General features: G+C 53.8%; 2 protein-coding genes and 1 pseudogene. All 3 read right to left on the minus strand.

What is annotated here, in order from left to right; translation table 11 throughout:
- Positions 1-149 precede the first annotated feature (149 nt).
- Positions 150-1037 (minus strand): annotated as a pseudogene (locus tag OCV63_RS17195) (VirD4-like conjugal transfer protein, CD1115 family); the annotation flags it as partial.
- Positions 1038-1078: 41 nt separating this feature from the next.
- Entirely contained in the window at positions 1079-1240 is a 162-nt protein-coding gene (locus tag OCV63_RS17200) for a transposon-encoded TnpW family protein (RefSeq protein ID WP_079851490.1), read from the minus strand.
- A gap of 142 nt (positions 1241-1382) precedes the next feature.
- Positions 1383-3241: AAA family ATPase (locus OCV63_RS17205; protein ID WP_262670954.1), on the minus strand; the 1859-nt coding region annotated here is incomplete at its 5' end.

Consider the following 3241-nt stretch of genomic DNA (forward strand, 5'->3'; position numbering starts at 1 on the left):
ACTACTTCTTATATGCTTGTAAGTACATAATTTTTGCAGTCATGACACAAGAAAAGCTCCCTCACAGGAAGGAGCTTTGTCTACAGTCTGAAGCCGCCATTTCTGGCGGCAGGTTACATACTTCGGGACACTTTGTCCCAAAGCCCTATTTATGCAAAGGCGTCCGGATCGTCGATGTCATCATAATTGAGGATGTCCTCGTCCTCGCTTGTGAGCCCATCGTCCGGCACAGCCACGGCATACACCTCACACAGCTCGTCCGGCCCGGGCCGCCTGCGGCGGTTAATGAGCCGGTCAAGATCAAAGGCGTTTTTCTTTTTGTCGGCTTCAGCCGTATATCGGTAGTTCGGGTGCTTTTTCAAATCGTATTTCGGGGAATAGAACGGGGGCAGGCCCCGAAGCTGTAAAATGCACTTATCCCCGGGCATGGTTGCCAGCTCGCTGGGCGTCATCAGCTCCCGGCCCAGCCGCTGGTTATTTTGACTGTAGCTTTCCGACTGGCCACGGGAGCGGCTGTCCGTCTGCATGGAGATTGTAGCCTTACCCAGCCAGTTCTCGGATATTTCCTTGATGGTGCTGGCCTCCCGGCCTCCGAGGAATATCACGCTGTCCATATTTCCCAAAATGGTTTCGGCGTGTTTATCGTAAATCGCCTTACACTGGGCCAACTGCTGATAGAACAGCGTCAAGCTGATCTCACGGGAACGGATGACAGCCACAATTTTTTCAAGCTGGGGAACCTGCCCTGTGTTGGCGGCCTCGTCCCACAGCACCCGTACATGATGGGGCAAGCGGCCTCCGTGAACATTGTCGGCCCTCTCGCACAGCAGATTGAACATCTGCGAAAAGGCCAGAGCCACAAGGAAATTATAGGTTTGCGTAGTGTCCGAGATGATAAAGAACACCGCCGTTTTTCGATCCCCGATGCGGTCAAGCTCCAGCTCGTCATAGGCCATGACCTCCCTAAGCTGGGGGATGTCAAAGGGAGCCAGCCTTGCACCGCAGGAAATAAGGATCGACTTCGCTGTTTTGCCAGAGACGAAAAGTCAAGGACTTTTTCATCAAATTCACAAAGAAGTCACATTTTGCGGACTTCCTCACGAAGCATACGCTTGATTTTGTCCTCCATCGTCTCTTTGGCGGTCTCGCTGAAATGGACACGGACGATATAGGTGGTCTTGCCAATCTGCTTTCTGACAGTCGGGCAAGTGGCGGTGTTGGTTGCGGTATTGTTGTTCATTCAAAATCCTCCTGTAAATGAAAAATGCCCGGTGACTGTTCATCATCGGGCGGTGTCGGTATGAGGGAACAAGGCAAGGCAGCAACACTAAGGTATCTATAAAAACCTTGCCGTCTTTGCCACGCTTGCCGTGTTCCTGCTGTCAGTCTCGGAGATAGCAGACCCATGCTGTGCCGTCTTTCTCGGTCACAAGTCTGTCCCCGATACGGCTCTTTGCCGTTCTCATGGTGCGTGAGGAAATCCCACGCTCATTGACTGCCTTTTCCAGCTCTGCGCTCGGCATACGCTTTCCATCTGCCAGCAGTTCCAGTATCAGTGCTTCTGCCTGTGCGGTCTTGCTTTCGGTCTTGGCGGTGTCTGTCCCGGCAAGAAGCTCGTCAGCGGTAATGTCATAAGCTCCTATCCATTCAAAGCCTTTCTCGTCTCCCAGAGAAAAGGCAAGGGACTGTCCGGGCGGCGCAAGGGAGCTTTTCTCATGGATAAGCACCCTCGTTGTGGGGCTGTCCTTCAGCTTGCCGATAAAAAGCAGACTGCGGACTGCCGCCGTAATGTCGATAGACCCTAATCCCCGATAGGTGCTTTGCGTTCCTGCGGCTTTGTTCAGGTGTCCAATCAGCACGATAGCGCACCCGGTAGCCTGTGCAATGTCTCCCAGACTGCGGAATATCGGGCGCACCTCGTTTGCCCTGTTCATGTCCACATCTGCGCCCAGAAACGCCTGTACCGGGTCAATGATAACCAGCCTTGCGTTGTTTTCCCGGATTGCCCTTGCTATGCGTTCATCGGCAAGGGTCAGCGGCGTATCCCTGTCATCAATGACAAGCACTTTTTCGAGGTCTGCGTCTGCTTCCATCAATCGGGGCTTAACAGTATCGCCCAGACCGTCCTCGGCGGTCTGATAGATGATATTGAAAGGCTCAAGGGTTTCCATACCGGGCAAGGGCTTTCGGTTGGTGCAAGCCGCCGCAAGACGCATGGCAAAGTAGGTCTTGCCCTCGCCGGGGTTGCCCTGTATAATCGTCAGCTTTCCAAAGGGGATATACGGAAACCATAGCCAATCCACGCTCGTCAGCTCCACATCTACCATACGGAGCATGGGGACAGGCTGGGCGGTGGGCAGCTCTCGCAGCGTGATTGTTTCCGCTATAAATTTGCGGCTCGGAATGTCCCCTTGCTGACGGAGAACATCGTTCCAGTCTTTCCTTGCCGGGACAAGGCGAATGACGGCGATCTCGCTGGGAATGGACTGTGCCAGTCGGGTACAGGCTTCGCTTCCTGCGGTGTCGCTGTCAAGGCAGAGGAACACTTTTTGGGTGTCCTTGCGTTCAGAAAGAAAACGGTCAAGGGCTTTTCCCGAAACGCCGCCCAGGGCAAGATAGCTCCTTGTCTGCCAGTCCTGCGGATAAAGGCAGATGAACGATAACAGGTCAATCGGCGCTTCAAAGACAAAAAGCTGGTTGCCGTTTCCCTCATAGCGGAACGGATAGGACTTGTCAGACCCGGTAATATCCTGTCTGAATGGGTCTGCCGTTCCTCGCACATGGGCGTATCTCGGCGTACCGCTTCGGTCTCTGCCAACAAAGACAACATTGTGCCGCTTTGCGTCCTCGTAAATATCCCCGGAAAGAAGAAAAGCCTCAACCAGTTTCGGGTTGAGACCTCGGCTTTCGCAAAGATATTGAATTGCTCTGTCGGCTGTTCGGTTGTGCAAGGGCAAGTGGAACGCTGTGGGCGGTGCTGTGGTGGCTTCGGTCTGTCCTTCGCCGCTTTCGCCGGTCAGGAGCTGGACAGCTTCGGGAAAGGACTTGCCGTAAAACTCCATGACAAAATCAATGGGATAGCCGCCCTTGCTCTGGCTGTGTCGAAACCACTTGTTTCCCCGGACGGTCAGGCTGTCATGTTCTTTCCAGCGGTATTCTCGTCCGCTTTTGATAAGTGTCTCTCCCTGTGTGCGGAGAAAATCTTCCAGACTGACGGCGTTTGCCCGGTCAATCTGTGCTT

It is taken from the genome of Laedolimicola ammoniilytica, from assembly GCF_025567165.1.
GTDB classification, from domain to species: Bacteria; Bacillota; Clostridia; order Lachnospirales; family Lachnospiraceae; genus Laedolimicola; species Laedolimicola ammoniilytica.

Excerpts from the sequence above, each read along its gene's own strand:
- OCV63_RS17200 (WP_079851490.1), bottom strand. The coding sequence starts at position 1,240 with ATGAACAACAATACCGCAACCAACACCGCCACTTGCCCGACTGTCAGA.